Origin of the sequence: Segniliparus sp. (assembly GCF_051660745.1) — a bacterium.
GTDB lineage: Bacteria > Actinomycetota > Actinomycetes > Mycobacteriales > Mycobacteriaceae > Segniliparus.
The window spans coordinates 22721-48614 of the sequence record NZ_JBOFQF010000037.1; the positions used below are offsets into that span (position 1 = coordinate 22721).

The following is a 25894-nucleotide window of genomic DNA, read 5'->3' on the forward strand; positions in this document are numbered from 1 at the left end:
GTGTGGGCGCTCAGAGCAGCTCGGCGGGCTCGTGCGGCACGTAGGGGGCTTCGAGCTGCTCGCGCTCCTCGGCGGTCAGCGCGATGTCCAGCGCCGCCGCCGCGTCGGCGAGATGGTGCGGTTTGGAGGCCCCGACGATGGGCGCGGTGACTCCGGGGCGGCCGAGCAGCCAGGCCATGGCGATCTGCGCCCTCGGCACGCCGCGCTCGGCGGCGATGCGCCCGACCGCTTCGACCACGTTCCGGTCGGCCTCCTCGGTCGCCTGGTAGAGCCAGGCCTTGACCTTGTCCAACGCCTCGCGCTTCGAGTCGTGCCCGCTGTTCCAGCCGCGGGCGAGCGCGCCCCGCGCGAGCGGGCTCCACGGCGTGACTCCGACGCCCCCGTCCAGGCAGTACGGGATCATTTCGCGTTCTTCCTCGCGGGCGATCAGGTTGTAGTGGTTCTGCATGCTGACGAATTTGGTCCAGCCGTTGAGCTGGGCGGTGTGTTGGGCTTTCGCGAACTGCCACGCGCGCATCGAGGAGGCTCCGAGGTAGCGGGCCTTTCCGGCGCGGACCACGTCGTGCAGCGCTTCGAGCGTCTCCTCGATCGGGGTGTTCGGGTCCCAGCGGTGGACGATGTACAAGTCGATGTGGTCGACTCCCAGCCTGCGCAGGCTGGCGTCAACCTCGCTCAGGATCTCCCGGCGCGACAAGCCGCCGGAGAGCGGCCCTTGGCGCATCGGGAAATAGACCTTGGTCGCGACCACCACGTCCTCGCGCCGGGCGAGTTTCCCGAGCGCCCGCCCGACGATCTCCTCGCTGGAGCCGAGCGAGTAGAAGTTCGCGGTGTCGAAGAAGTTGATCCCGAGGTCCAATGCCTGCTTGAAGAAAGGCAGGCTGTCTTCTTCGGAGAGCGCCCATTGCTGCGGCGTGCCCTCGCGGACCTCTCCGTAGGTCATGCAGCCGAGCGCGAGGCGCGAGACTGTCAGGCCCGAAGCTCCAAGTCGGACGTATTCCATGTGCTGGCCTCTTCCTGGTGTCGGCTCATGGTCCCCCCACAATTCTGGGACCGGCTTCCTTTCTACGGCCTGGAGCGCCCTCCAGGTCAAGGACGGGCCGAAGTGAGTCACGTCACAACATTGGCCCGGTCTTCATGCGCCCGAAACCATGCGGCAATGGCTATGCGATCTTGGGCGGCCATGATCGTGCCATGCCCGTGTACCGGTTCCGTTGCTCCTCATGCGGAGAGTTCGAGGAGTCGTTGCCGCTCGCGGGCGACAGCACGGCTCGGGCCTGCCCGGACTGCTCGGCCCGAGCCCCGAAAGTGTTCGCGCCGATCGGGCTCGGGCGAGGGAGCTCCCTCGGCATGCGGCTCGCGGATCGGGCGGGGGAGAGCGCGCATGCCCCAGCCGTGGTGTCCGGGCCTCCTCCCGCCCGGTCTGTCCGCCGCCCGGCGGCCGACCCGAGAACCGCGAGACTGCCAAGACCCTGAGCAAGAAGACTCCGAGAAAGGCCGCCCATGCCCGACGTCGTGTTCCCACTGGATTCCACCAAGCCCTTCACCGACCAGGCGATCATCGGGCATAACCGCTGGCATCCCGACATCCCCGCAGCCGTGTGGGTCAAACCAGGCGACTCGTTCCGCGTGCACTGCCGAGAGTGGTTCGACGGGGCGATCCACAACGACGACTCGGCAGAGGACATCAAGCACGCGCCGCTGAACGGGGTGCATGTGCTCTCCGGCCCGATCGGCGTGGAGGGGGCGAAACCAGGCGACCTCTTGCTCGTGGACATCCTCGACATCGGTCCGATCCCGCAGGAGGACAAGGGGCCGCTCGCGGGGCAGGGCTGGGGCTACACGGGGATCTTCCCGACCGACAACGGCGGCGGCTTCCTCACCGAGCAGTTCCCCGACGCGTACAAGGCGGTCTGGGACTTCTCCGGCCAGACGGCGACGTCCCGGCATATCCCGCGCGTGAGCTTCACCGGGATCGTCCACCCGGGGCTCATGGGCACGGCGCCGTCGGCAGGCCTTTTGGCGAAATGGAACGCCCGCGAAGCCGCGCTCATCGCCACCGACCCCGAGCGCGTGCCCCCGCTCGCGCTGCCGCCGCAGCCGGACAGCGCCATCCTCGGCTCGCTCTCCGGCGCGGATTTCGACCGGGCCGCCGCAGAGGCGGCCCGCACCGCGCCGCCGAGGGAGAACGGCGGCAACCAGGACATCAAGAACCTCACCAAAGGCACGCGAGTGTTCTACCCGGTGTTCGTGGACGGGGCGAACCTCTCGGTCGGGGACCTGCACTTCTCGCAGGGAGACGGGGAGATCACATTCTGCGGGGCCATCGAGATGGGCGGTTTCATCGACCTGCGGGTCGAAGTGATCAAGGACGGCATGGCGGTCTACGGGGTGTCGGAGAACGCGGTCTTCGTGCCGGGGAACACCGATCCGCACTATTCCCAGTGGCTCGCCTTCTCCGGGACGTCGGTGACGTTGGGCGGGGAGCAGCGGTATCTGGACTCGCACCTCGCCTACCAGCGGGCCTGCCTGCACGCCATCGACTACCTGACGAAATTCGGCTACTCCCCGGAGCAGGCGTACATGATCCTGGGCGCGGCCCCCATCGAGGGGCGGCTGTCGGGCGTGGTGGACATCCCCAACGCCTGCGCGACCGTGTACATCCCGACAGCGATTTTCGACTTCCCGGTGGTCCCGTCCTCGGACGGTCCGGTCAAGATCGATCCGGGGATGGGCGTGCCGAAGGCGTAGCCCCCGTAAGCTGGCGGCATGCTCGTCCTCGCCGCCACGCCGCTCGGAAACCCCTCGGACGCCAGCCAACGGCTCAAAGACATGCTCGCCTCGGCGGCAGTGGTCGCGGCCGAGGACACGAGGCGGGCGAAAGACTTGGCCCGCGCGCTCGGGGTCCGGATCGAGGGGCGGTTGGTGAGCTTCCACGACCACGCGGAGGAGCAGCGGACCGCGCAGCTCGTCGCCGAGCTGCGCGACGGGCAGACCGTGCTCGTCATCAGCGACGCCGGGACGCCGCTGGTGAACGACCCCGGTTTCCGGCTGGTCCGCGCCGCTGTGTCGGAGGGCCTGCCGGTGACGTGCCTGCCGGGGCCGTCGGCGGTCACCACGGCCCTCGCGCTCTCCGGGCTGGCCCCGGACCGGTTCTGCTTCGAGGGGTTCGCCCCACGCAAATCGCAGGCCCGCAGGACCTGGTTCGCCGAACTGCGCGCCGAGCCCCGCACCTGCGTTTTCTTCGAAGCCCCGCACCGGCTCGCGGAATGCCTCGCGGACGCGGCCGCCGAACTCGGGGCCGAGCGACGGGCGGCGGTCTGCCGGGAGCTCACGAAAACATATGAGGAAGTGCGCCGGGGCACGTTGGGGTCGCTCGTGGAATGGGCTGCCGACGGCGTGCGGGGCGAGATCACCGTGGTGCTCGCGGGGGCCGAGGCCGGGACTGCGGATATGACGGGCTTGGTGCGAAAAGTGGAGCAGTTCGTGGCGGCGGGGGCCCGGTTCAGCGAGACGGTCGCGCTGGTCGCCGCCGAGGCAGGCGTCGCGAAACGGGAGCTTTACGCGGAGGCGGTCGCCGCTCGGAAGTCCGCCGAGGACTGACCGGGCTCGGGGGCGGAGCCGGAAACGGCGATCGTGCTGGCGGCTTTGTCCAAGCACTCCTGCCATTCCTGGTCCGGGTCGGAGTCCGCCGTGATCCCGCCGCCGACCCCGAGCCGCATCGCGCCCCCGGCGGCGATCGACACGGTCCTGATCGCGACGTTCAGCTCCAGTCCCTGCGCGGGCGAGGACATCCCGACCGCGCCGCAGTACATGCCGCGCCCGTCGGCCTCCCAGGACGACAGCAGCTCCCGCGCCCGCAGTTTCGGCGTGCCGGTGACCGACGCGGGCGGGAAGGTCGCGGCGACCAGGTCGCCGTCGCTGACCTCGGGGTCGAGCTCGGCGGCCACGCTGGAGACCAGGTGCCACACGCCGGGGGCTTCGCGCACCTCTAGCAGCCGGGTGACGCGCACCGATCCGGTGCGGGCGAGCTGGCCGAGGTCGTGGCGCACCAAGTCCACGATCATCACGTTCTCCGCGACGTCTTTGGCGGACGCGCGCAAGAGGGCCGGGTCCAGCCGCCTCGGCAAGGTGCCCTTGATCGGGCTCTCCACCACGCTTGTCCCACGCCTGCGCAGATAGAGCTCGGGGCTGAAGGAGGCCACGGCGCCCCAGTCGCCCGCCAGGTACGCGGCTTTCGCCGGGCGGGAGGCCTCGGTGACGGCGAGGAAGAAATCGAGCGGATCGCCCCGCAGCTCGCCGGTGAAATGCGTGGTCACGCACGCCTGGTAGACCTCGCCGTCCGTGATGGCGGCGAGACAGGCGCGCACCGCGCGTTCGTGGGCCGCGCGGTCGGGCGCGGTCCACGAGCAGCGGAACGGCCGCTCGCCGTCGCCGCCCGCGCGGACGATCTCGCGAAGCCGGGGCGGGCAGGGCTCGTCGTTCTGGGACTCGAACCACCATAGGCCCGCTTGGTCCAGGCGCAGCACCTGTTCGGCGAAACCGCCCACCACGGCGGGCAGGCCGTCTTCCCCGGCCCGGTCCGGGTAGGCGAGCGCGCCGATCCAGCCGCCGCCGACGGCGGCTTCGTCCGGCAGATCCGTTCGCAGGGCGGGGCCGAAGTCGGGCAGCGCCGTGCCGGGGAGCGCGACCAGGCTCGGGGCGAGCACGGCGCGCGAGCCGAACCAATCCCCGACAAGGGCTGCGGGGGGCGCGGCCCCCGCCTGCTCCGCGAGCGTCCGCAGGGCGCGAAGGACCGGTCCAGGGCCTAGGCCCTCACCGAGACATTCGACGCGCACGTGACAAGAGTGCCAGATGCTCAGATCGCGTTGAGCTTGTCCACCGTCTGGGCGACGAGTCTCACCAGGAGCGCTTTCTGGTCGTCTCCCGACCCGGACACGATCATCGAGCTCGCCGAGACGAGCACGCCTCGCGCTTTCGCGCGAACCACCGCCATCAGGACGCGGGCCTCGCTCGCGTGGATGATTGTTGCTCGACCTGCGGCTTCGCCTTTGATCGCGCTTGTGTCGATCAAGGCTGAGCTGAAGCCTACGCTCAGCATCCGCCCTTGCATCGACATCTGGGCGGTGACATTCCCACAGGGCCGCACGCTCTCCTGGAGCGCATGGGGGGCTCCCCATGCGCCCGCGTCCTTCGTGGCGAAAACCACGACCGAGCTTTGGTCGAAGACGCCCTGGTCGTTCGGGATCATGGCGATGGTGCTGGCGACGAAATCCCCTGGGATCGACGATCCGGGCGAGGAGACGAACTCGGCGGCGAACTCTCGGCATCCGTCCGGAACGACCACGCTGATCACAGTGCTCCCGTCGTCGAGCCCCGGCAGCGCCAGGGGCGGGGCGTCGTGCGCCTCCACACGCCAGTTCTCCGGGAAGTCCGACTTGGCCGGCATGGCCTTCTTGAGGGAGTCGAGCGCGTCTGCGGAGGCCGGCCGGTCGCTGCTCTGCGCAGGGACGTGGTCTGCGGAGTGCGCGGCGCACCCCGCCACGAGCAGCGCGGCGCAGGCCGCGGCGAGAGCCTCGCCTCGGCCATGCCGTGTCGCGAGCAGTGTTGTCACAGCTTGTCGAGCTTGTCCACGGTCTGGCCGACCAGCTTCACGAGGAGCCCCCGCTGGTCCTCGCCGACTGCGGGGTTGGTGTGCGAGGTCGCCACGACGAGCACGCCGCGCGCTTGCGCCCGCACAACCACGAAGGAGGTTGCCTCGTCGCCCGCGTGGATGACTGTGGCGCGGCCTGCGGCCTCGGCTTTGATCGCGTTGGTGTCGACCGGCGAGGAGGCGAAGTCCGCCGAGTTCGACGTGCCGCCGACCGAGAGGTCGACAGTCACGTCCGAGCAGTCCCGCAGGCTGTCGCGGATCGCCGCCGGGCTCCCCCAGTTCTTCGTTTTCCGGGCGGCGATGATCGTGACCAAGCCCGATCCGGGGGCCGGGATGCGGGCGCTGACGCTGGAGACGAACTCCCCGGGGATCGAGGACCCGGGGGACGAGATGAACTCTGCGGCGAAGTCCAAGCACCGGCCTGGCGTGGCCGAGCTGATCTGCGTGTTCGTGCCGTTGATCCCCGGCAACGCCGCCGGGGGAGTCGACTGCGCCTGCACCTGCCATCCGTCCGGGAAGTCGTTTTTCCCAGGCATGGCTTCTCGCAGCGAGGAGATCGGGGCGCTTGCCAAGCCTGCCGAGCCGTTCGACGGGCGGGCGTCCGAGGAGCCCGCTCCGTTGCCGCAACCGCTCGCGGCGAGCGCGAGGATGACGGCCCCAATGGCCGCGCCGCGCGTTCTCATGCGTCCTCCTTTGGCAGGGCCAGCCTCGGGAACACTCCCTTGGGCTCTGGCAGTTCGAGCCCCGGCGAGAGCCGGGACGGCAAGTCCGCGAAGGACCGGGCCGAAGCGCTTTGCCCGAGCAGGTCGAGCAGCTTCTCCGTGGCCTGCGGCATCGCGGGTTGCAGCAGGATCGACACCTGCCGGACCACTTCGGCGGTCACGTACAGGATCGCGCCCATCCGTCCGAGGTCCTCTTTGAGCGTCCACGGGGCCTGGGCGGTGAAGTACCCGTTCGCGTGGGACACCACGTCGAACACCGTCGCGAGCGCCAGGTCCGGCCGCTGCGACTCGAAATGCGGCCGGTACGCGGCGAGCAGGGCGTCCGCCTGGGCGAGCAGGGCCTCGTCGTCGGCGGTGAGCGCCCCCGGCTCGGGCACGGACCCCTCGAAGTTCTTCGCGATCATCGTGAGGCATCGCTGCGCGAGGTTGCCGAGACCGTTGGACAGGTCCGCGTTCGCGCGGGTCACGATCGCCTCGTCGCTGTAGGAGCCGTCCTGCCCGTATGGGATCTCGCGCAGCGCGAAGAACCGCACCGCGTCCTGGCCGAACGTCTCGATGAGCCAGAACGGGTCGAGCCCGGTGCCTGCGGATTTGGACATCTTCTGGCCTTTGTTGAGCACGAAGCCGTGCCCGAAGATCCGTTGCTGCGGCTCGATGCCTGCCGAGAGGAGGAACGCGGGCCAGTAGACGGCGTGGAAGCGGGTGATGTCTTTCCCGATGATCCCCAGGTCTGCGGGCCAGAACTTCGCGACGTTCGCCTCGTCGTCAGGGAAGCCGACGGCGGTCAAATAGTTCGTGAGCGCGTCCACCCACACGTACATCACGTGCCCAGGGGCGCCGGGGACCGGCACCCCCCAGTTGAAGCTCGACCGCGAGATGGACAGGTCTTTCAGCCCCTGCGACACGAAGCTCACGATCTCGTTGCGCCGAGAGTCCGGGCCGATGAACTCGGGGTGCTCCTCGTAGAGCTTGAGGAGCCGGTCCTGGTACGCCGAGAGGCGGAAGAAGTACGTCGACTCCTCGGTCCAGACGACCGGAGTCCCGGTGGAGACGGCGATCCGGACGCCGTCCTCGCCGACCTCGGTCTCCTCCTCGCCGTAGAACGCCTCGTCGCGGACGCTGTACCAGCCCGCGTAACGCCCCTCGTACACGTCCCCGTTCGCGGCCATCCGCCGCCACAGCTCCTGGCTCGCCTTCGCGTGCGCAGGCTCGGTGGTGCGGATGAACCGGTCGTACGAGCTGCCGAGCGCGGCGTGCAGCTCGAGGAAACGCTCGGCCATCCGGTCGACGAAGGCCTGCGGGCTGACGCCTTCCTTTTCGGCGCTTTGCTGGACTTTCAGCCCGTACTCGTCCATGCCCATGCTGAAGAAGACCTCTTTGCCGTCCAGCCGGGCGAAGCGGGCGAGCGCGTCCGCCGAAATGAACTCGTAGGCGTGCCCGAAATGCGGCGTGCCGTTCGCGTACGTGATGGCCGTTGTCTGGTAGTAAGGCTGCCTCGTCATGGTTCTTTTAGAGTACGGCACGCCCTGGCGGCGATCTGCTGCGTTGTCGGCTTCTCGCGTGCCCCGCTCGTTCCTCGCAAACCTGGCAGCGAGATTTTGGATAAGCTCGTGCGGTGGCAAAGTCCTCCAAGTCCAAAGAACCCCCTCCTGTGCCGGAGGGCGTCGGCCCGCTGGTCGACGCGCACACCCATCTCGACGCGTGCGGGGCGCACGACGCCGAGTCGGTCCGCCGCGTGCTCGACCGCGCCGCGTCGGCAGGGGTCGGGCGGGTCGTGACGGTGGCGGACGGCCTCGCGTCGGCTGAGTTCGCGGTGTCCGCCGCGAACTGGGACCCCAGGGTGTGGGCGGCCGTCGCCGTGCACCCGTCGCGGGCGAACGTCCTTGACGAGGCGGCGAAGGAGAAGCTCGAAGCCCTCGCCCGGGACCCGAGGACCGTGGCGGTGGGGGAGACCGGCCTGGAGTGGTTCTGGATCGGCAGGCTGGAGGGCTGCGCGAGCAAAGAGGAGCAGTTCGAGTCGTTCCGCTGGCACATCGACCTGGCGAAGCGGGTCGGCAAGCCCCTCATGATCCACAACCGCGAAGCCGACGAGGACGTGCTCAAGACCCTGGACGACGAGGGGGCTCCCGAGACGGTGATCATGCATTGCTTCTCCTCGGACGCGGCGATGGCGCGCGAGTGCGTCGACCGGGGCTACGTGCTCTCCTTCTCCGGCACGGTGAGCTTCGCCAACGCCGCCGCGCTGCGCGAGGCGGCCCCCCTGGTCCCGGACGGGCAGCTCGTGGTGGAGACGGACGCGCCCTTTTTGACCCCGCACCCGTATCGCGGCGCCCCGAACGAGCCGTACTGCCTGCCCTACACCGTCGCGTCGCTCGCCGCGCTCCGCGGTGTGGAGCCTGCGGAGCTCGCGGCCTCCAGCACGGCCACGGCGGAACGGGTGTACCGGCTCGGCGCTGTGTGACGCCGTCGGCGCGTTGATTGATCGTTCAACGAGAAATCCCAGATCAGAACGTTTCCATTTGACCACATGCGCCACACCTGCCCCATTACGTCACATTGTTCCGCTTGCCAACGCGCAACGCGGGTCGTTATGCTGACGTGATAATCGATGATCGCGAACAAACGAGCACGCGGCGAGAGCAGTTGAGCGCGCCGCTGGGAGAACGATGACCGACGAGAACGAGACACACGAATCCGCCGATCCGAGCGACGGGGCCCAGCGCGGCGAGAGCAAGCCGCCCCGGTCGTTCCGGGAGCGGCTCGCCTTCCGAGGCGCTGTCGCAGCCTTGCTGCTCGCTGTCGGCGCGGGCGGCGCGCTCGTCCTCGCACAGCGTCACACTGTCACTATCGACGTGGACGGTTCCGCGCGCGAGTTCACCACGACGAAGGGCAAGGTCGGCGAGGCGCTCGCCGAGGCGGGCTACCGGGTCCGCACGAGCGACAGGGTCAGCCCGGCGTTCGGCGCCGAGGTCGCCGACGGGCAGCGGATCACGCTTTCGCGGGCGCGCATCCTTCGCGTGGTCGCGCTCGGGCCGGACGGGAACCCGGTGTCCGACAAGAACCTTGTCACCACGGAGCGCACTGTCACCGCCGCGCTCGCCGAGCACGACATGACCACGACGGACGGCAGCGTCGGAGCCGTCGGCGACCAGCGGATCCCGCTCGAAGGCTTCCTGGTGAAGCTGCGCACGCCTCGGACGCTCACGGTGTCCGACGGCGGCGTCTCGCACCAGGTGCGGGTCGTCGGCGGCACCGTGCGGCAGGTGCTCGACAGCGCGGGCGTGCAGCTCGGCGCCCAAGACTTCGCCGAGCCGGGCCTCGACGCTTCCATCGACGGCGCGCAGATCCTCGCGGTCAACCGGGTCGAGACCAAGACCGAGACGGTGACCGAGTCCTACCAGCCGGAAGACCAGCTGATCAAGGACGAGTCGAAGAACTTCAGCTGGTCGGAGCTGACCGACCCCGGCGCTCCGGGCACGCAGCGCGTCACGTACTCCATCCGATACGTCAACGGGCAGGCGGTGGAGCGGACCCCGCTCGACCGCACCGTCCTCGAAGAGGGCCGGGCCCGCGTCATGCAGGTGGGCGCGAAACCGGGCACCGAGGTCCCCCAGGTGTACGACGGCGGGGCCTGGGACTCCTTGGCCGCATGCGAGTCCGGCGGCAACTGGCACATCAACACGGGCAACGGCTTCTACGGCGGCGTGCAGTTCGACTTCGGCACCTGGCTCGCGCACGGCGGCGGGAAGTACGCCCCTCGCGCGGACCTCGCCAGCCGTGAGGAGCAGATCGCCATCGCGCGTGTCACGCAGCAGTCCCAGGGCTGGGGCGCGTGGCCGGTGTGCTCCATCAAAGCCGGCCTCCGCTGAGCGAGCCTCCTCCCGTCCAATACCTCGGGATTGGCGATGTCCGGGCGCTCGCCGCACGTCTTGACGTGCGCCCGACGAAACGGCTCGGGCAGAACTTCGTCCACGACCCTGGAACGATCCGGCGGATCGTCGCGGCGGCGGGCCTGCGACCGGAGGACGCGGTCTTGGAGATCGGGCCGGGGCTCGGCTCGCTCACGCTCGGCCTGTTGGACGTCGCCCACGACGTGACGGCGGTGGAAGTGGACGCGAAGCTCGCGGCGGAGCTGCCGCAGACCATCGCCGACCGCGCGCCGGGCAGGCAGTTCCGGCTCGTCGAGAAAGACGCGCTCCAGCTCGGCTCCGCCGATTTGCCGGTGGCGCCGACCGCGTTGGTCGCGAATCTGCCGTACAACGTCGCGGTGCCTGTCTTCCTGCGCGCGTTGGCCGAGTTCCCGAGCATCCGCACGGCGCTGGTCATGGTGCAGCTGGAGGTCGGCCAGCGATTGGCAGCGAAGCCTGGCGCGCGGGAGGGCGGCGTGCCGACGCTGAAGACCGCCTTCTACGGCACGGCGGAGCTCGCGAACAAGGTCTCGCCCGAGGTGTTCTGGCCGAAGCCCAACGTGGACTCGGCGCTGGTGCGTTTCACCCGGCGCGAGAACTCGCCGTGGCCGACCGACGAGCAGACGCGGAAACGGGTTTTCAGCCTCGTCGACGCGGCATTCGCGAGCAGGCGGAAAACTCTGGGCGCGGTCCTGAAATCATGGGCGGGTTCTCCCGAGGAGCTGCGCAGACGGCTCGAAGTGGCAGGCGTTCCTGGCTCGGCGCGCGGCGAGGAGCTCGGCGTCGAGCAGTTCGTGGCGCTCGCGCTGGCGTGATCAGCCGGATTGGGTGACGTAGCGCTGGCCTGACGGCGATACCCATGTGACGGTTCCGTCGGATTCTTGTTTGTCTCGCCATTTGCCGTGTGTTTTTGCTCGGTGGTGGTGTCGGCAGAGGCGTTTCAAGTTTTCGGGGATTGTTTGCCCGCCTGATTCGGGATGTTCGTGGTCGAAGGGGATGGTGTGGTCTAACTCGGTGCGGGCTCTTCGGTGGCAGCCTGGGAATCGGCAGTGCCCGTCGCGTGTGTTGACGTGGGTTTCGACTGCCGGTGTGGGTTTGTATCGTGTTGGGCAGGTGGTGAATGTGATTCGTTTCGCGGCTTTCGCGAGGGTTTTGGCGAGATCGGAGTCGATGGGGGCTCCGTCGAGGAGCGCGGGGACATCCTCGCCTGAGATCAACGCGGGGAGTTGGACGACGAGTTCGATGTTCTTGGGGTGATGTGCGGGTCGTTGGGCTGCCTTGCAGGATTGCTTGCCGCATTCGCAGACGAGCTGGTGTTCTTCGCCGAGGATCGCGAGCGCGTCGCTGTGTCGGGTGAAGATAGGTCTTCCGTCGTGGGGGCAGACGGTGTTGGCGATCTGGGTCAACCTTTCGCGGAGCTCGGCGGCGGCTTCCAGGGGCATGGTTCCGCGCAGGTCGGCCATGCCGTCACTGATGGGGGTGATGGTGAAGGAGCGGGACTTGTGAGCCCGCTCCCGTCGCCGCTTGCACCATTCGGGGTCGAGCCGCAGGTACTGGGCTTCCATCAATTGCGAGATCTTCCCGTAGGAACACATCCGCCAGCGCGGGGCTTGGACGGCGAGCCACGCGTCCAGCTCCTCCCTGCAGCCGCTGGGCGCGAAGCCCAAGTTCTCGCCCACGAACCGGGCGGCTTTCGCCGTGACCTCGGCCGCCGCCAGTTTCGCCCCGAGCTTCGGGTAGTTCACGGTCATGTCCTCCGCGAAGGACAGCATGGCCTCCGCGCCGCGCGACGACACCCCGAGCGCGGGGCCCAGCTCCAACAGCACCGCTTCGCGCGTGGCGAAGGAGAAAATCCCTTTCCCGCACTGGCGCTCCTCCACGATCTGGCGCTGCGCCACCTCTTCGGCGATCCTCGCCACCAGCACAGCTTTCCGGGAGAGCAGCAGGGACTCCTCGCGCTCCACTTCTGCGAGCGCGGCAAGCAGATCCCTCACCGCCGAACCGGTTCCCGCCGTGTCATCCATACGTTCGATTCTACCCGAAAACCCCAGGCAGAACAAGGAAAACCCACACGCTTGTGTGCCTACTTATGACAACCTTGCGCAACGCTTTTCCACTGACGTATGAAATCAGCGCGACGGGGAAGCTCTAGTTGCGGACCTTGCGGGTCGCGCGCTGGAGGTTGCGCATCTTCGCCCCCTGCGGCAGCGGGCCCTTCGGCAGCGGCGTGGGTCGGGCGCCGAGGGCGGCGAACTTCGCCTCGATCGCGTCCATGCGCTTCGTGTCGATGTTGTTGGGCAGCCGCATGATGTGGCGTTGCAGCTTCGACAGGGGAACGTTCCCCTCCTCGTTCCCAACGACGATCTCGTAGATCGGGGTGTCGCCGACGAGTTTCGCGATCTTGCGCTTCTCCTGCGCGATCAAGCCCTGCGCCCGGTTCGGGGCCCCCTCGCCGACGAGGATCACACCAGGCTTGCCGACAACCCGGTGCACCACGTCGAACTGCCCGTTCGCCGCGACGCCCGGCGTGACCCGCCACGCGCCCCGGAGCTGTTCGAGCACCCAGCTCGCGGCGCCCGTCTTCCCCTCGGCGTTGGCGTACGCCGTGCGCTGGATGCGGCGGCTGAACACGACGAAAGCGCCGACCAGGCCCGCGAGGACGCCGAGCGGCGCGAAGAACCAGACGCCGACTGCGACCAGGCCGAGCGCCACGCCGAGCGCGACAGCGAGGACGAAAACGCCGATCATGAGCGGCAACAGCCAGCGGTCTTCGCGCCGCTGCATGTTGAACGCCTGCCACATCTGCTGGCGGCGCTCTTTCGATTGGCGCTGGCGCACGAGCTTCGCGGCGGCTTTCGCTTCCTTGCTCGTCGGTGCTGGAGGTTTCGGCATATATGTACGGTACCTCTTTCGCCAGGTTCACGGCCAGTCGCAGGCGTTTTGCCCGCCCGCGTCCAGCCTCTCGGGGTACGCTTGCCCGAATGCCTCCCCCCAATGCCGCTGCCGAAGCCTCGGACGAAGCCGGAGCGACCCAAGTCGAGACAGACACGCGCCGCAAGAGCCTGATCTTCACGGCGGTCCTGCTCGGCATGCTCCTCGCCGCGCTCGACCAGACCATCGTGGCCACGGCGCTGCCGACCGTCGTCGCCGAGCTCGGCAGTCCGGGCAGGCAGTCCTGGGTGGTGACCAGCTACCTGCTCACCGAGACCATCGTGACAGTGGTCGTCGGCAAGCTCGGCGACCTCTACGGGCGCAAGCGGGTTTTCCAGGCTTCTGTGGTGTGTTTCGTCGCCAGCTCCGTCTTCTGCGGCCTGGCCGGGTCGATGACCTCGCTCGTGCTCTGGCGCGCAGTGCAGGGCATTGGCGCAGGCGGCCTCATGGTGACCTCGATGGCGCTCATCGCCGAGGTCATCCCGCTGCGAGATCGGGCGCGCTACCAGGGGATCCTCAGCAGCATGTTCTCGGTGACCTCGGTCGTCGGGCCTGTGCTCGGCGGCCTCTTCACCGACTATCTGAGCTGGCGTTGGGCGTTCTGGGTGAACCTTCCGGTCGGGATCGCGGTGCTGATGGTCGCAGGGACCGCCATCCCGCAGCTCGCGAAGGCGGCCCGGCCGGTCATCGACTACTGGGGCATCCTCCTCGTCGGCCTCGGTGTCACCGGCCTCACGCTCGCGACCACCTGGGGCGGCTCGGAGTACCCATGGGGCTCCCCGACGATCGTCGGGCTCTTCGCGGGCTCCGCCGTGGCGCTCGCGCTCTTCGTCTGGGTCGAGGCCACCACGGCGCAGCCGGTGCTGCCGCCGAGGCTCTTCCGCGACCCCGTGTTCAGCGTGTGCTGCGCGCTCGCCTTCACTGTCGGCTTCGCGATGCTCGGCACGTTGACCTTTATGCCGACGTTCATGCAGTTCGTGGACGGGGCGGAGCCGACGACTTCGGGCCTGCGCACCCTGCCGATGGTGCTCGGGATGGTCTTCACCTCTACGGCGGTCGGGTCCTTCGTCGGGCGCACCGGGCGGTACAAAGTGTTCCCCGTGGCCGGGATGGCCGTGATGGCGGTGGCGTTCCTCGCCCTGTCCCGCATGGACGGGACCTCGCCCAACCGGATCTACTACCAGTCCGCCATCCTGCTCGTCCTCGGCGTCGGCATCGGTTTGTCCATGCAAGTGCTCACGGTCGTCGTGCAGAACACCGTGCAGTTCTCCGACCTCGGATCGGCGACGAGCGGCGTGACGTTCTTCCGGACGATCGGCAGCTCGTTCGGAGCCGCCGTGTTCGGGACGCTCTTCCACACCTTCCTCGGCCCCCGCACGTCGGCCGCGCTCGCCGCCTCGGGCGCTCCTGCCGAAGCCGCGCAGTCCCCGCACGTCCTGCACCGGCTGCCCGCCGAGCAGGCCCAGCCGATCGTGGCCGCGTACGCGCAGTCGCTCGACTTGGTCTTCCTCTGCGCGACGCCGGTCGCGGTCCTCGGCTTCCTGCTCGCCCTGCTCCTCAAAGAGAAGCCGCTCGTGCAGGCGAACTCCCCGGCGGTCGAGTTCGGCGAAGGCTTCGGCGTGCCGTCGGGCAGCACGCCCGAGAAACAGCTCGAAGTCGCGGTCAGCTGGCAGCTGCGCAACACGCACGGGCTCCGCATGCGGCACTTGGCCGAGACCCCTGGCGTCGGGCTCGGGGTGGCCGGGGTCTGGGGCCTGTTGCGGATCAGCCGCACGGCCCAAGTGTTCGGCCAAGCGACCCTCAGCGGCATCTCGCACAAACACCAGCTGCCGCCCGAGGCGCTCGAGCCGGTCTTCGCCGCGCTCGTGTCGGGCGGCGACGTGCGCCGCGACGGGGACGAGCTGTCGCTCACCCCGGCTGGCGCGGCGAAGGCCGAGCTGCTGATCAAACGCCAGGGCGAGTTCCTCATGGAGAAGCTGGTCGAATGCACGGGATGCGAGGGCAGGGCCGACCGGGACCAGGTCGAGGCGGCGCTGCGGAACATCACGCGGCGCTGGCTCCGGGAAGAGGCCGACCGGCCGGAGGCGCAAGAGCCCGCTCTGGCAGGAGCCCGGTAGCTATCCGGTAGCTATGCTGAGGAGATGACGGAGCACGCCTTTCGGGGCCGCGTCGACGCGGTCTGCGTCGTGTTCGAGGAGCGGAAGCTCGCAGGCCCTGCCCGGTTCGCGCTCAAAAATTCGGCCATCGACAAGCGCCCCGTCGACGGCCGGGTGGCCGTCCGGGAGCTCGGCTTGGACGGCGACCACGTCTGCGATCCGAAGCATCATGGCGGATCGGACCAGGCGGTGTACGCGTACGCGGCGCATGAGGCGCTGCGCTGGGCGCGGGAGCTGGGCAGGGAATTGCCCGCAGGCTGGTTCGGCGAGAACCTCCGGGTGAGCGGGATCGAGGTCACCGGCGCAGTGGTCGGGGAGCGCTGGGCGGTCGGAACGGACGGGCTCGTGCTGGAGGTGACGATTCCTCGCGTCCCCTGTCTGACGTTCGCCCGGTGGTCCGAGGAGGATCGCTGGGTCCGCAGGTTCGCCAATCAGGGCGATGTCGGAGCTTATTTGCGGGTCGTCGCAGAGGGCACGGTCGCGGCTGGCGACCGGATCGACGTGGTGTCAAGGCCGGAGCACGGCGTGACGGCGCGGGGGCTCTTCGACGGGTCGGCGGGCCAAGACGGCCTGCGGCGGCTGCTCGCCGCCGAGGACCTGCCCGCCAAGGTGGCGCGGGACGCGCGGGCGAGGCTCGTCCCGTAGGCGCCTCGGCGCCTGTTCAGCCTGCCGAGCGCGCCTCGTGCTGCGCCAGCACGGCAGAAGCCTCCTGCCGGGCGGTGCCCTCTTCGGCGAGGTGCGCCATGCTCGGGGGCAGCGCCTCGCCGCGCGCGAGCAGCGCCTTGGCGTAGAGCCTGCCCGCACGGTACGAGGAGCGCACCAGGGGACCGGTCATCACCGCCGAGAACCCGAGTTGCTCGGCGGTCTGTGCGTGGTCGAGGAATTCCTGGGGCTTGACCCAGCGGGCGACCGGATGGTGGCGCGGGCTGGGGCGCAGATACTGCGTGATGGTGAGGATCTCGCAGCCCGCGGCGTGCAGATCGGCGAGGCAGGCGGACACCTCGTCCGGGTTCTCGCCGAGCCCGAGGATGAGGTTCGACTTCGTGACCAGCCCGGCCTCCCGCGCCTTGGCGATCACGTCGAGGCTGCGCTGGTAGCGGAACGCGGGCCGGATCTCCCGGAAGATCCGGGGCACGGTTTCGAGGTTGTGCGCGAGCACGTGGGGCCGCGCGTGGAACACCTCGTCGAGCTGGTCCTTGTCGCCGGTGAAGTCCGGGATCAGCAGCTCGATCCCGGTGTCCGGGTTCAGCTCGCGGTTGGCGCGCACGGTCTCCGCGTAGAGCCACGCCCCGCCGTCCGGCAGGTCGTCGCGCGCCACGCCGGTGATGGTGGCGTAGCGCAGGCCGAGGGTCTGGATGGACTCGGCGACTTTGCGGGGCTCGTCTCGGTCGAGCTCGGCGGGCTTGCCGGTGTCGATCTGGCAGAAGTCGCAGCGCCGGGTGCACTGCTCGCCGCCGATGAGGAAGGTCGCCTCGCGGTCCTCCCAGCATTCGAAGATGTTCGGGCAGCCTGCCTCTTCGCAGACGGTGTGCAATCCGGCGCTCTTGACGAGGGATTTCAGCTCGTTGTACTGCGGGCCGAGTTTGGCGGTGGTGCGGATCCACTCCGGTTTGCGCTCGATGGGGGTCTGGGCGTTGCGCGCCTCCAGTCGTAGGAGCTTGCGTCCTTCCGGTGCGATCGTCACTGGTCCAGCTTACCGTTCGCCGGGCAAGGGCGGAGATCGGTCATTCGCCGTGCAGTTCGTTTGTGCAGATCTTCCAGTCGTCGTCCCAGCGATGGCATGCGCCGACGTAGCTCTCCCGCGTCTTCGCCCCGTGCGGGAGGCGCACGAACGCCGCCGAGTCGAGCACTCCGTACGGGGTCAGGAAATAGACCGCGCCGCTCTCGGGGTCGACGGCGGCCTCCCGGATTTGGTAGAGGCCGAGGCGGCGCTGAAAGCCAGGGGCTTTGTCCGGTGCTCGGCCGAGCTCGGCCGCCGCGGCCTCGAACTGCTCCTTCGAGATCTGCCAGCCCAGCCGGCTCGGCGCGTCTATCCGCAGCAGCAGGAACGTCAGCAGCCAAGCGGCAGGCGTGGCGACGGTCCGCCAGCTGCGCAGCCCGGGTTTTCTGAGGAGGAAGCGGACCAGTTGGAACAAGGCCGCCGGAATCAGCAGGAGGGCGCTGACGAGCACAATGGGGAAGTCGCTGCCGAAGTACAGGTTGTTGTGCAGGAGCAGCAGGCAAAACCCGGCAACGGCCACGAACATCGCAGTGCTCGCCGCTGCCGCCCCTATGCCGGTGTTTGTCTCATCCGCCCCCACATTTCAAGACTAGCAGTCTTAATCGAAGTGTTCGACGCAAGTGCGCCGGCGCTCTCGTCGATGTGCGCCGATGCGGCTTGATAGAAGCCGACAATCCGGACGTCGCGGCCGCAATGGCGGGAGCGAGCAGTGTCCGGCGCGGCTTCGCGCGGGCCCGGCCGCGCTTCTCGTCCGTCTGCGGGGGCAGGCCCCGGGCTCAGCACGTGTAGGAGAAGCCTTCGCCCTCTTTGGGGGGGATCTGCTTCAGGCAGCCGTATGGGACGACTCCTTGGTCGTTGACCAGGATCGCGGCGCCTTTGGCTTTGTCGGCGCACCAGAGGCCGGTCTGGTCCATGCGGCAGACGGTTTGCTCGCCGCCCTGCCCGAAGGAGATTTTCTGGCCGTAGGGCAGCTCGGGGCCGTCTCCCGCGAGGAACGGCCCCGGATCGCCGTGGAACGACCCGACCGAGGCGGTGGTCCTGTCGTAGCTCACCCAGCCGCCGACCCAGTGGCCGACTTCTTTCGGGCGCGGCGGCGGATTCGCCAAATTGGCGAGGCAGTGCAACCCGGCGGGGGAGTAGGCCGTGGAGTTCGCGGCCAGCCCGAAACAGCGCAGCTTTTTCGAGGGAGACCGGAAAGCGACATCGCCGCCGAGGTTCTGCGTGGTCGTGGTGGCAGTCGCGGCGGTTCCCGCCGCATCCGGGCCAGTCGCGGCCTGGTACGGGCCCGGGTCGGCCGCTTGGCCCGCTTCGATCCAGGCGACGACGTCGCCGAAGGCGGAGTCCTTGCCGGGGGCTTTGCCCGTGGGGGCCTCGCCTGCGCTCGGCGCAGACGAGGGGCTCGACGAGGCGCTCGGGGCAGATTCGGGCGTGATCACGCTGGTCACAGTGAGGGTTTGCGGTTGCTCGTCGCTGGGGCCGCCGCAGCCCGCGAGGGCCGTCGCGGCAAGCACGGCGGCTATACGGTGCGCTCTCATCCTGCGAGGATACGCGGGGAGAGGGTCTGCACGGGCAATGCGCGCCGTTCCGGCGGGCTCGGCCCTTGTCAACCGTTGATGGCGAGCTTGCCGTCCAGCGCGGCGAGCAGGCGGTCGACCACGACCGGGGCCGCCTCGGCCACGGTCACCAGGCGATCGGTCTCCACGCTGAGCGAGGTGGCCCCGACGTCCGGTATGCCGCAGGGCACGATGTTCGCGAAGCCGGACATGTCCGCGTCGCAGTTGAGGGAGAAGCCGTGCAGGGTCACGCCGCGTTGCACCCGGACGCCGATCGAGCCGATCTTGCGCTGGATCCGCCTGCTGTCGGCGGGCAGCCACACCCCCGAGCTGCCCTCGACACGGGCGGCCCGCACGCCGAAATGCGCGCAGGCGCTGATCAACGCCTCTTCGAGGATGCGGACGTAGCTGATCACATCGATGGGCTCGGCGAGTTTCACGATGGGGTAGCCGACGATCTGGCCGGGCCCGTGCCAGGTGATTTTGCCGCCTCGGTCGACTTCGACGACGCGGGTCCCGTCGAAGGGGAGGTCGCTGGGCTCGGTCCGTCTGCCTGCCGTGTAGACGAAAGGATGCTCCAGGATGAGCGCCACGTCCTCGCCGCCCTCGGCCCTCGCCTGCGCGAGCTCGCGTTGCAGCTCCCAGGCCTCCTCGTAGTCGACGAGGCCGAGCTCGCGGATCTGGACCGGCGCGCGCGAATCCCGAACGCTCCGGGCGTTCAGTGCGGTTATGGGCGTGCTTGCCATAGGACTCCGAGCGTACACCTTCGGGGCCGGGGCCATAGGGCGGGCAGGGCGGGTTTTCGGGACGCCTGCCAATCTTTGTTAGACGCGCGGGGGGCTGGTTTGGTTCCCTCCCCGTGAGAGTTATCTCACGCGGACGCGAGTTTGCGCGGAAGTCTTGCGACCGATACCGGACGGGTTTACACTTCCAGCAAGTCAACGTCGACGTCGGGTTTATGGGGCGAGCACAAGGCCTTCGAGCTGGGGTGTTCAAGGCAAGTGCCGCACAGCGGATCGTGACAGACGGGTAGAACCTTCGGAAAGGCATCGCATGGCAGACGGTGGACAGCCGGTCATCATCGACGGCCAGGAGATCACCACGCGAGAGGCCGCGCTCGCGCAGGTGTCGTCGGGCCCTGGTTTTAACAACATGGTGCCGTCGGACGCTCCGGCGGACGCGCGGGAGCAAGTGCGCGGCTACGCCGAGAAGATATGGCAGCTCGGCAAGCTCTTGGACAACGGCGGCAAATTTGTGATCACCCCGGAGGGAATCCAGCGGGCGGTCACGATCTGCCAGGAGGGCGCGGAGCACGCGGATTACGCGATGAGCCAGTCCGAGCAGGCCAAGGGCCACTTGCCGGGGATGTTCGGATCCTGCGCGCAGGGCCAGGCGTTCGCGCAGACGGTCGGCGAGTGGATGGACAGGATGGGGGAGAAGGCGACGACGTTGCAGGCCATCCTGAACGGCGTGGCAGACGGCACGCAGGAGATCAAGACGAAGGCGGAGCACACCGATTCGGACTGGGCGTGCGCGTTCCGCAAGGTCAAGACCCACACCCCGAGCACGGGCAGCCATGCGGGAGGTTCGCTGTGAGTTTCAGCGTCGACGACCCGTATGGGCTGATCCAGATCGCCAACTCCCTCAGCACGAGCGAGTCCGAGTCGGCGATCATGCTGATCATGTACGTCAGCGAGCGGTTCGACAAGCTCGGCAGCACCGTGAACCAGTTCCCCGGCATTCCGAGGGACCAGTTCGACAGCGTCGTGCGCGACGACTTCGAGCCGAGGCTGCTCGAAGTCGGCACGGACTCCGCCAGCACGGGGGAGTCGCTGATCGGCATGGCTTCGACCTTGAAGCAGTTCTACGACCAAGTGCCCCAAGTGAAGTCCGCCGCCGCGAACCTCGAACAAGTCCTGCACCAGTCGAGCAGCCCTGCCGAATGGAAGGCGGCCGCCGAGCCGCTCGCCAGCGCGCTGAACAACTTGTACAGCGTGAAGATCCCGTCGGCTCCTGCGGCGAACCAGTCGCTGGAGGCCGCCGCGCAGGCGAAGCCCAAAGCCGTCACGGAGGACCCGAAGCCCGCTCCGTCCGACACGGGCAAGCCTCAGGGCGGCTCGGGAGGCTCCCCCTCGGGCGGGCAGCAGCCCGTGCCCTCGGCGACTCCGAAGCCGCAGACCAGCGGCTCGAGCCAGTCGCAGCCCGCCGCGCAAGACAGCGGCTCGGGCGGCGGCTCGCCCTCCGGCGGGGGTTCTGGCGGAGGAGACCAGGGCGGCGGCTCGGGCGGCTCTCCGGCAGGCGCGGGCGCAAGCCCGTCGGCGGGGTCCCCCGACGCGGGCAAGAAGCAGCCGAGCACGGCCGCGGCGTTGCCGTCCTCGACGTTCGACCCGCTCGCGAGCACGGGCTTGCAGTCGGCGGACCTGGCTCCTCCCTCGTCCGGGATCGGCCTCGGCGGCGCCGGCGGAGGGATCGGCGCGGGCGGGCTGGACCCCAAGTCGCTCGGCGCGGCGGCAGGCAGCGCGGCAGGCCTTGCCTCTGCGGGCGCGGGCGTGCCCGGCGCTGGCGCGCCTGCGGGCGCCGTGCGGGGGATGAGCTCGATGATGGGCGGCATGATGGGGCCGGGCATGATGGGCGGCCGGGGCGGCGGGGGAGAGAAGGAGCACAAGGCTCCGGACTACCTCTACAGCGAGGACAACGGCTACGAGCTGATCGAGAAGTTGCCGGTGGTGTCGCCCGACGTGATCGGAGCCTTGACCGACGACGAGATCGACGCAATGGAATTGCAGACCGACTTCGCGTTCAGCGACCCGGCATAAGACGGCTCTCGCCGAGGAGACGACGATGACATCGCAGGTCAACACTGGCGGCACACAGGTGTCCGAAGAAGGTTTGGACCAGATGCGCCGAGTGCATCAGCAGTATCTCGACCAGCTGGGCGCCGCCGCGTCGCTCGCCGACGGGATGGCGCAGTCGCTGCAAGGGGGCAATCCGTTCGGATTGGGAGAGGACGGCTCGGCGGCGCACCAGTCGGCGAGCACGCTCACGGGCGCGTTGAGCGAAGCCGTGCGGCGCGAGCAGGACAATCTGGAGAAGCTGTGGGGCAACTTCCGGACGTGGGGCCAGTTGATCGCGAACACCGACCTCGGCGCGGCGCAGAGCATCGCGGGGGCAGCGCCTGAAGGAGGACGGTGATGGCTGGAGCCGACTATCTGGCCATGGTCTCCGATCCGGAGGAGCTGCTGAGCGTCGCCCGTTCCATCGACGGCTCCAAGATCTCGCAGCTGCTCGGCGAATACCAGCAGATGACGCAGGCGATGACCGCAGTCGGCCAGTTCGGCCACGACGTGGACAACGCGGCCTCGAGCCAGCTGTTCGGCAAATTCGTCGACGAGGCGCACCATGAGTCCACCGTGCTCAGCTACGCGGCGTTGAACATCGCGGACACATGCAATCGGATGAAGGCGAAGCTCTCGAATTTCTACGAGCAGTACGTCGAACGGGTGCAGCCCGCAGCGCAGGCCTTGCAGCAGGCGTACGACGCGCAACTGGGACAGGGCGGGGTGGGCTCGCCCGCAGAGCTGAGGACCGCCTCGACGGCGCTCGCCAAAGCGCTCAGCCATCTGTACACCGACCTCGCGGGGAACCCGACGATCAATGTGGCCCCGACATTCCCCGAGGCCGCGATCCCGGACATCGGCGCGGACGGCAGGAGGGCCAAGGGCGGCGCGGCGAATGGCGCGCCGAAGCCGTCGGACCCGACCTCCGCAGCTGCTCCGGAGCAGTCCTCCCCCGCCACGCAGGCGAGTGGCACGGCAGGCGCGGGCAGTCGACAGCCGAGTGGCGGACAGGCGGGCGCAGGTCCGGCTGGCGGCGGGGCGGCGGATACGGGCGCGGGCCAGGCTGGCGGCGGGGCAGGCGGAGCAGGAGCAGGCGGAGCGCAGGGGACTGCGGACGCCTTGGGACAGGGCGGGGCTGGACAAACCAGTGCCGGGCAGAACGGGGCAGGGCAGGACAACCCGGCGAGCGCTCTCGGCGGGGTGCTCGGCGCGCTGGGGCAGATGGGCTCCGCCGCAGGCTCCGGCCTCGCCGGAGCGGCAGGCGCTGTCGCGGGGGCGGCGGGCACAGGGGCGGGCGTCGCCTCGGGCGCCGTTGGCCTCGGGGCCTCGCTCGGCAGCCTTGCCGCCCAGCCCGCCTCGGCCGACAAGCCTGCGCCCGACGGCTTGGCCGACAGCGGCGACGAAGCAGCGGACAAGGTTGGCGACGGCCTCGATTCGGCCGAGTCCGCTGCGACCAGGCCTGCTGCGGATCTCTCCAGTGGCGGCGGCTTCAGCGGTGGCGCTCCCCACGCGCTGCCCGAAGCGCGGACCGGCCCGGTCCCTGAGCTCAGGCCCGCGCCTGCGGCGGCGGGCTCGCTTGTCGAAGTCTCCGCGGGCGGTTCTGCCGCCGCGTCGAACGGCATGATGGGCATGCCGATGATGGGCGGGGCCGGGATGAACGGCGCGGGCGGCGAACATCGAGTCGCCAGCTACTTGATCTCCAAGGAGCAGGGCGAGCGGCAGTTCACGGCAGGACTGCCCTTGGCCTCTGAGGAAATACTCGGGGCATTGGACGAGCGCGAGCGGCTGGCGATGCAGATCGCCAGCATCGACGACCCCGGGGGCGAGCCCCGCTAGCGCAGTGCAAGAGGAGGCGCCTGCGGCGTCGTAGGATGATGGCGTTCGAGACCATCGTGGAAGCGAGAGGGAGCATGGCAGTGAAGAGGACGCTGGCTTGGCTGGGGGCGCTCTGCGCGCTGATCGGCCTGACCATCGGGGTGTCGTACGCGGTCGCCTCGCCCGACGCCGGACCGGACCACCAGGTGGTGGCGACCGCCATTCCGGCCAAGGCGTATGCGACGCTCAAGAAGATCGATGCCGGGACATGGCCGAAATCTGGCGCCCCCGGCACGCACGGCGGCACCGTCTGGCAGAACCGGGAACACCGGTTGGCCGCCACGGACGCGCAAGGCAAGCCGATCGCCTATCGCGAGTGGGATGTGAACGACAAAATACAAGGTCGCAATCGTGATGCCCAGCGGATTATCACGGGGAGTGATCATTCTGCCTGGTACACTGGCGATCATTATCAGACGTTTGAGAGGATGCGTTGATGACTGAGGCAACTCCTGCGGTGTCCGCTTTCGAGATTCTCGTCGGCGAGCCTGCCACATTCGACTCAAGCGCCTCGTTGCTCGCCGCCGAGGGGAATATCGTCCGTTTTATCCGAGGCGAGAAAGCCACGACGAAAGCGGATTTGTTCGACGAGTTCGCGGCGGCCCTGCAATTCCCCTTCCACTTCGGCCACAATTGGGACGCTCTTTCCGACAGCCTCGCAGACCTCGACTGGCTCGGCGTGGCTTTCGGCTACTACGTGGTGATTTGGAACGCCGACAAGTTCCTCGCGGGCGACGCGGACTCCCTCCAGGCCTTCGCCAGCATCGTCCAAGACGCGAACGTGACGTGGACGAACTCCCAGCGCAAGCCGTTCAAAGTCGTTCTGCAGGTCTCGGAGGGCAAGGCGGAGCAGGTCAAAGCGGCGTGGAGCAAACTGGTCGGCGCGCTGCCCGCCGCCGCCCACGACACCGCCTGGGACTGATCCGGGCTCGCCTGGCTTTTGCGTCTTCTCCGAATTTTTCTGGCCGTCTGTTGCGCGGCGCTGCTGACCTGCTGCTCGCGGGCTTCTTCGGCGCAGATGGCCGATGCGCCGCTCCGTGTGCGGGTGGCCGACGGTTGGTATGAGGGCGCGGCTTCCGACACGGTGCGCACCTTTCTCGGTGTCCGGTACGCCCAAGCGCCGACCGGGGCGTTGCGTTTCTCCTCGCCCATGCCCATGCCGTCGCACGAGGGCGTGTGGGGCGCGACGGCCTCTAGTCCGCCGTGCCCGCAGCTCGGCACTGGCGGGAAGCTGGTCTCGACCGACGAAGACTGCCTCACAGTCAATGTGATCACGCCCCGCAAGCAGGCCGTGGGGCAGGCGCTTCCTGTGATGGTGTGGTTCCACGGCGGCGGGTTCACGGTGGGCGACGGGCACCAATACGATCCGAGACGACTGGTCGCGGAGGGCGGCGTGATTGTCGTGACGGCGAACTTCCGGCTCGGCGTGCTCGCGCAGCTGGGCTTGCCGGGAGTCCCGGACTCGGGCGATTTCGGCCTCGCCGACCAGCTTTCCGTGCTGCAGTGGGCGCATCGCAACGCCGCAGCGTTCGGCGGAGACCCAGAGAATGTGACGATGTTCGGGGAGTCCTCCGGGGCGATGAGCATTTGCGCGCTTCTCGCCTCGCCGCCTGCGAAGGGGCTCGTCGCGAAGGCGATCCTCTCGTCCGGGTCGTGCGCGACGGCGTGGCCTCGGGGAACGATGGGCCTCGACGCGCGGCCCGCCCGGCCCTACGCGCCGGTCGCCGTGTCCGAGCAGCACGGGCTCGCGCTGGCGAAGGAAGTGGGCTGTCCGCAGGAGCATCCGTTGGACTGTTTGCGCGCTTTGCCCGCCGAGGCCCTGGTGCGGCATTCCGCAGAGTTCGGCGACCTGCTCGCGTACGGGACGCCGCTCCTGCCGGAGGACCCGGTCGACGCGGTCATGTCGGGGGCCTTGGCCGCTGTTCCGGTCATCTCCGGGTCCAACCACGACGAGGGGACGGCCGCGGTGGCGAGCTCCTCGCGGGACGCGCCGATCAGCGCGGAGCGATACGAAGAGCTCGTGCGGGGCGCGTTCGGCGCGCGAGCGGGCCGAGTGCTCGAAGAGTACCCGGCGACGGGCTTTCCCAGCCCCGGCGACGCATGGGCCCGTATCGCGACCGACGCGGCCTGGATTTGCCCCGCGATGCGGACAGACGCCCTGCTCGCCCGCCGTGCCCCGGTGTACTCCTACGAGTTCGACGACCTCGCCGCCCCGAACATCGTCGACACGGGCGCCTCGGGGGTGGCGATCGGGGCCGGGCATGCGACCGAGCTGTCGTATTTGTTCGATGTGCGCACGCTAGAAGGCATCCGGCTGAACGAGCGGCGGGAGGACCTCGCCAAGCGGATGGTCCAGTATTGGACGAGTTTCGCCTGGCGCGGGGAGCCGAAGGGGGATGTGTCGTGGCCCCGCCGCGAGGAGGGCGCGAACGGGCCGGTGCTGCGGATCTACCCGGTCGGTCAGCAAGCCCCCTCGACGCTCACGCCGTGGGACGAGCACCGATGCGGTTTCTGGGGGGCATGAGCTCCGACGCGGCGATCT

Annotated in this window: 26 protein-coding genes; 15 read left to right on the forward strand and 11 right to left on the reverse strand. The window is 69.0% G+C overall.

Annotated elements, in window-relative coordinates; translation table 11 throughout:
- Positions 1 to 10 precede the first annotated feature (10 nt).
- Complete coding sequence (locus tag ACRC20_RS12690; protein WP_438686744.1) at positions 11 to 1000, reverse strand: aldo/keto reductase; 990 nt, start codon at positions 998 to 1000, stop codon at positions 11 to 13.
- Positions 1001 to 1191: 191 nt separating this feature from the next.
- Between ACRC20_RS12690 and ACRC20_RS12695 the strand changes: the two genes are divergently transcribed.
- From ACRC20_RS12695 to rsmI, 3 genes are read left to right on the forward strand one after another with little or no spacing between them, the layout of a single operon-like run.
- Positions 1192 to 1473: an FmdB family zinc ribbon protein gene (locus ACRC20_RS12695; protein ID WP_438686745.1), complete on the forward strand. Its 282-nt coding sequence runs from the start codon at positions 1192 to 1194 to the stop codon at positions 1471 to 1473.
- Positions 1474 to 1500: 27 nt separating this feature from the next.
- Positions 1501 to 2748, forward strand: coding sequence for a formamidase (gene fmdA / locus ACRC20_RS12700; protein ID WP_438686746.1), 1248 nt, complete (start codon positions 1501 to 1503; stop codon positions 2746 to 2748).
- Between the two features lie 18 nt (positions 2749 to 2766).
- Positions 2767 to 3600: a 16S rRNA (cytidine(1402)-2'-O)-methyltransferase gene (gene rsmI / locus ACRC20_RS12705; protein ID WP_438686747.1), complete on the forward strand. Its 834-nt coding sequence runs from the start codon at positions 2767 to 2769 to the stop codon at positions 3598 to 3600.
- On the opposite strand, the gene ACRC20_RS12710 is transcribed toward rsmI, so the two are convergent.
- The 4 genes from ACRC20_RS12710 to metG are packed head-to-tail and all read right to left on the reverse strand — an operon-like array spanning position 3558 to position 7874.
- Entirely contained in the window at positions 3558 to 4835 is a 1278-nt protein-coding gene (locus ACRC20_RS12710; protein ID WP_438686748.1) for an aminodeoxychorismate synthase component I, read from the reverse strand. The genes rsmI and ACRC20_RS12710 overlap by 43 nt on opposite strands.
- A gap of 20 nt (positions 4836 to 4855) precedes the next feature.
- Positions 4856 to 5611, reverse strand: coding sequence for a hypothetical protein (locus ACRC20_RS12715; protein WP_438686749.1), 756 nt, complete (start codon positions 5609 to 5611; stop codon positions 4856 to 4858).
- Positions 5608 to 6333 (reverse strand): hypothetical protein, encoded by a 726-nt coding sequence (locus tag ACRC20_RS12720; RefSeq protein ID WP_438686750.1) that lies wholly within the window; start codon positions 6331 to 6333, stop codon positions 5608 to 5610. Before ACRC20_RS12720 ends, ACRC20_RS12715 begins: the two co-directional genes overlap by 4 nt.
- Positions 6330 to 7874, reverse strand: a complete 1545-nt coding sequence (gene metG, locus ACRC20_RS12725) for a methionine--tRNA ligase (protein ID WP_438686751.1) — start codon at positions 7872 to 7874, stop codon at positions 6330 to 6332. The genes ACRC20_RS12720 and metG overlap by 4 nt, the downstream gene beginning before the upstream one ends.
- Before the next feature lie 113 nt (positions 7875 to 7987).
- Between metG and ACRC20_RS12730 the strand changes: the two genes are divergently transcribed.
- The 3 genes from ACRC20_RS12730 (at position 7988) to rsmA (ending at position 11095) form a co-directional block, all read left to right on the forward strand.
- Positions 7988 to 8833, forward strand: a complete 846-nt coding sequence (locus ACRC20_RS12730; RefSeq protein WP_438686752.1) for a TatD family hydrolase — start codon at positions 7988 to 7990, stop codon at positions 8831 to 8833.
- A 205-nt stretch (positions 8834 to 9038) separates the two neighbouring features.
- Entirely contained in the window at positions 9039 to 10241 is a 1203-nt protein-coding gene (locus tag ACRC20_RS12735; protein WP_438686753.1) for a transglycosylase family protein, read from the forward strand.
- Positions 10238 to 11095, forward strand: a complete 858-nt coding sequence (gene rsmA / locus ACRC20_RS12740) for a 16S rRNA (adenine(1518)-N(6)/adenine(1519)-N(6))-dimethyltransferase RsmA (RefSeq protein ID WP_438686832.1) — start codon at positions 10238 to 10240, stop codon at positions 11093 to 11095. Before ACRC20_RS12735 ends, rsmA begins: the two co-directional genes overlap by 4 nt.
- Here the strand turns inward: rsmA and ACRC20_RS12745 are convergent, their stop codons facing one another.
- Both ACRC20_RS12745 and ACRC20_RS12750 read right to left on the reverse strand, forming a co-directional pair.
- Positions 11096 to 12304 carry a DUF222 domain-containing protein gene (locus ACRC20_RS12745; RefSeq protein WP_438686754.1) on the reverse strand — a complete coding sequence of 403 codons (1209 nt, stop codon included), beginning with the start codon at positions 12302 to 12304 and terminating at the stop codon, positions 11096 to 11098.
- A 124-nt stretch (positions 12305 to 12428) separates the two neighbouring features.
- Entirely contained in the window at positions 12429 to 13172 is a 744-nt protein-coding gene (locus tag ACRC20_RS12750) for a DUF4191 domain-containing protein (protein WP_438686755.1), read from the reverse strand.
- A gap of 89 nt (positions 13173 to 13261) precedes the next feature.
- Here ACRC20_RS12750 and ACRC20_RS12755 point away from each other — a divergent pair, with 89 nt between their 5' ends.
- Positions 13262 to 15328: an MDR family MFS transporter gene (locus ACRC20_RS12755; RefSeq protein ID WP_438686756.1), complete on the forward strand. Its 2067-nt coding sequence runs from the start codon at positions 13262 to 13264 to the stop codon at positions 15326 to 15328.
- A 24-nt stretch (positions 15329 to 15352) separates the two neighbouring features.
- Positions 15353 to 16012 (forward strand): MOSC domain-containing protein, encoded by a 660-nt coding sequence (locus ACRC20_RS12760; RefSeq protein WP_438686757.1) that lies wholly within the window; start codon positions 15353 to 15355, stop codon positions 16010 to 16012.
- Between the two features lie 16 nt (positions 16013 to 16028).
- Here the strand turns inward: ACRC20_RS12760 and lipA are convergent, their stop codons facing one another.
- From lipA to lipB, 4 genes are all read right to left on the reverse strand, one after another.
- The gene (gene lipA / locus ACRC20_RS12765) at positions 16029 to 17051 is read right to left on the reverse strand and encodes a lipoyl synthase (RefSeq protein WP_438686758.1); all 1023 of its coding nucleotides are present in this window, start codon (positions 17049 to 17051) and stop codon (positions 16029 to 16031) included.
- A gap of 40 nt (positions 17052 to 17091) precedes the next feature.
- The gene (locus ACRC20_RS12770; protein WP_438686759.1) at positions 17092 to 17667 is read right to left on the reverse strand and encodes a hypothetical protein; all 576 of its coding nucleotides are present in this window, start codon (positions 17665 to 17667) and stop codon (positions 17092 to 17094) included.
- A 196-nt stretch (positions 17668 to 17863) separates the two neighbouring features.
- Positions 17864 to 18622 (reverse strand): hypothetical protein, encoded by a 759-nt coding sequence (locus tag ACRC20_RS12775; RefSeq protein WP_438686760.1) that lies wholly within the window; start codon positions 18620 to 18622, stop codon positions 17864 to 17866.
- Between the two features lie 68 nt (positions 18623 to 18690).
- Positions 18691 to 19386 carry a lipoyl(octanoyl) transferase LipB gene (gene lipB, locus ACRC20_RS12780; protein ID WP_438686761.1) on the reverse strand — a complete coding sequence of 232 codons (696 nt, stop codon included), beginning with the start codon at positions 19384 to 19386 and terminating at the stop codon, positions 18691 to 18693.
- 307 nt (positions 19387 to 19693) lie between these two features.
- Here lipB and ACRC20_RS12785 point away from each other — a divergent pair, with 307 nt between their 5' ends.
- The 7 genes from ACRC20_RS12785 (at position 19694) to ACRC20_RS12815 (ending at position 25876) form a co-directional block, all read left to right on the forward strand.
- Positions 19694 to 20236 (forward strand): hypothetical protein, encoded by a 543-nt coding sequence (locus ACRC20_RS12785; RefSeq protein WP_438686762.1) that lies wholly within the window; start codon positions 19694 to 19696, stop codon positions 20234 to 20236.
- Positions 20233 to 21456 carry a hypothetical protein gene (locus ACRC20_RS12790; RefSeq protein WP_438686763.1) on the forward strand — a complete coding sequence of 408 codons (1224 nt, stop codon included), beginning with the start codon at positions 20233 to 20235 and terminating at the stop codon, positions 21454 to 21456. The genes ACRC20_RS12785 and ACRC20_RS12790 overlap by 4 nt, the downstream gene beginning before the upstream one ends.
- Positions 21457 to 21481: 25 nt before the next feature.
- Positions 21482 to 21832 (forward strand): hypothetical protein, encoded by a 351-nt coding sequence (locus ACRC20_RS12795; protein WP_438686764.1) that lies wholly within the window; start codon positions 21482 to 21484, stop codon positions 21830 to 21832.
- On the forward strand, positions 21832 to 23313 hold the full coding sequence (locus ACRC20_RS12800; RefSeq protein ID WP_438686765.1) for a hypothetical protein: 1482 nt from the start codon (positions 21832 to 21834) through the stop codon (positions 23311 to 23313). Before ACRC20_RS12795 ends, ACRC20_RS12800 begins: the two co-directional genes overlap by 1 nt.
- A 38-nt stretch (positions 23314 to 23351) precedes the next feature.
- Positions 23352 to 23789 carry a ribonuclease domain-containing protein gene (locus ACRC20_RS12805; RefSeq protein ID WP_438686766.1) on the forward strand — a complete coding sequence of 146 codons (438 nt, stop codon included), beginning with the start codon at positions 23352 to 23354 and terminating at the stop codon, positions 23787 to 23789.
- A complete protein-coding gene (locus ACRC20_RS12810) occupies positions 23789 to 24274 on the forward strand; it encodes a barstar family protein (RefSeq protein WP_438686767.1) in 486 nt (161 codons plus the stop codon). The genes ACRC20_RS12805 and ACRC20_RS12810 overlap by 1 nt, the downstream gene beginning before the upstream one ends.
- Positions 24275 to 24370: 96 nt before the next feature.
- The gene (locus ACRC20_RS12815; protein ID WP_438686768.1) at positions 24371 to 25876 is read left to right on the forward strand and encodes a carboxylesterase/lipase family protein; all 1506 of its coding nucleotides are present in this window, start codon (positions 24371 to 24373) and stop codon (positions 25874 to 25876) included.
- Positions 25877 to 25894 lie beyond the last annotated feature (18 nt).

Excerpts from the sequence above, each read along its gene's own strand:
- lipB (WP_438686761.1), bottom strand. The coding sequence starts at position 19,386 with ATGGCAAGCACGCCCATAACCGCACTGAACGCCCGGAGCGTTCGGGAT.
- ACRC20_RS12735 (WP_438686753.1), top strand. The coding sequence starts at position 9,039 with ATGACCGACGAGAACGAGACACACGAATCCGCCGATCCGAGCGACGGG.
- ACRC20_RS12805 (WP_438686766.1), top strand. The coding sequence starts at position 23,352 with ATGGCGTTCGAGACCATCGTGGAAGCGAGAGGGAGCATGGCAGTGAAG.
- ACRC20_RS12795 (WP_438686764.1), top strand. The coding sequence starts at position 21,482 with ATGACATCGCAGGTCAACACTGGCGGCACACAGGTGTCCGAAGAAGGT.
- metG (WP_438686751.1), bottom strand. The coding sequence starts at position 7,874 with ATGACGAGGCAGCCTTACTACCAGACAACGGCCATCACGTACGCGAAC.
- ACRC20_RS12815 (WP_438686768.1), top strand. The coding sequence starts at position 24,371 with ATGGCCGATGCGCCGCTCCGTGTGCGGGTGGCCGACGGTTGGTATGAG.
- ACRC20_RS12810 (WP_438686767.1), top strand. The coding sequence starts at position 23,789 with ATGACTGAGGCAACTCCTGCGGTGTCCGCTTTCGAGATTCTCGTCGGC.
- rsmI (WP_438686747.1), top strand. The coding sequence starts at position 2,767 with ATGCTCGTCCTCGCCGCCACGCCGCTCGGAAACCCCTCGGACGCCAGC.
- ACRC20_RS12760 (WP_438686757.1), top strand. The coding sequence starts at position 15,353 with ATGACGGAGCACGCCTTTCGGGGCCGCGTCGACGCGGTCTGCGTCGTG.
- ACRC20_RS12785 (WP_438686762.1), top strand. The coding sequence starts at position 19,694 with ATGGCAGACGGTGGACAGCCGGTCATCATCGACGGCCAGGAGATCACC.
- ACRC20_RS12695 (WP_438686745.1), top strand. The coding sequence starts at position 1,192 with ATGCCCGTGTACCGGTTCCGTTGCTCCTCATGCGGAGAGTTCGAGGAG.
- ACRC20_RS12720 (WP_438686750.1), bottom strand. The coding sequence starts at position 6,333 with ATGAGAACGCGCGGCGCGGCCATTGGGGCCGTCATCCTCGCGCTCGCC.
- fmdA (WP_438686746.1), top strand. The coding sequence starts at position 1,501 with ATGCCCGACGTCGTGTTCCCACTGGATTCCACCAAGCCCTTCACCGAC.
- ACRC20_RS12750 (WP_438686755.1), bottom strand. The coding sequence starts at position 13,172 with ATGCCGAAACCTCCAGCACCGACGAGCAAGGAAGCGAAAGCCGCCGCG.
- ACRC20_RS12745 (WP_438686754.1), bottom strand. The coding sequence starts at position 12,304 with ATGGATGACACGGCGGGAACCGGTTCGGCGGTGAGGGATCTGCTTGCC.
- ACRC20_RS12800 (WP_438686765.1), top strand. The coding sequence starts at position 21,832 with ATGGCTGGAGCCGACTATCTGGCCATGGTCTCCGATCCGGAGGAGCTG.
- ACRC20_RS12775 (WP_438686760.1), bottom strand. The coding sequence starts at position 18,622 with ATGAGAGCGCACCGTATAGCCGCCGTGCTTGCCGCGACGGCCCTCGCG.
- ACRC20_RS12755 (WP_438686756.1), top strand. The coding sequence starts at position 13,262 with ATGCCTCCCCCCAATGCCGCTGCCGAAGCCTCGGACGAAGCCGGAGCG.
- ACRC20_RS12690 (WP_438686744.1), bottom strand. The coding sequence starts at position 1,000 with ATGGAATACGTCCGACTTGGAGCTTCGGGCCTGACAGTCTCGCGCCTC.